General features: G+C 78.6%; 1 pseudogene. It reads left to right on the top strand.

From position 1 onward, the window contains the following. A pseudogene (locus tag KBX53_RS35615) lies at nt 1-473 on the top strand (hypothetical protein); the annotation flags it as partial.

Genomic DNA, 473 nt, shown 5'->3' with positions numbered 1-473 from the left:
CCGGCGTACGCGCCAGCGCCGGCTGCGGCTTCTTCGGGCCGCTCGACGCGTTGGCACCGGATGCCTTCGTGGTGACCGCCGTGCTGCCGGACGACGTGACGCCGGACGGCTTCGTCGCCGACCTGGCGGCCGAGTGGTCGGGCCTCGGCGATCCGGCGCGGGCCGGGGCCGAAGTGCGACGGGCGGTTGCCGAACTGGCCGGGCAGCACCGCCGGCGGCATGCCCGGCTGGAGGAGCGCTGCCGCGCGCTGGGCCGCTTCGAGCTGCTGTTCGGTCGGGCGGAGCTGGTCGACGACCTGCCCCGCCTGATCGCGGACACCTCGGCTGAGCGGGTGTCCCGGGCCGCTGCGGCGCTTGCCGCCGCGCCGAGCGCGCTGCTCGTCGCCGGCCCGCACGGGGAGGATCGGCCCATCCGGCGGCCGGACTTCGCAGCGGTCGGGGCGCCGGGCCGGCGTCCGGGCCGGGCCAGGCGA

This window comes from Micromonospora sp. M51 (genome assembly GCF_018070305.1).
Lineage (GTDB): Bacteria > Actinomycetota > Actinomycetes > Mycobacteriales > Micromonosporaceae > Micromonospora > Micromonospora parva.
Note: the sequence above shows the minus strand (reverse complement) of the source record. Positions and strands in the feature narration are given on the sequence as shown.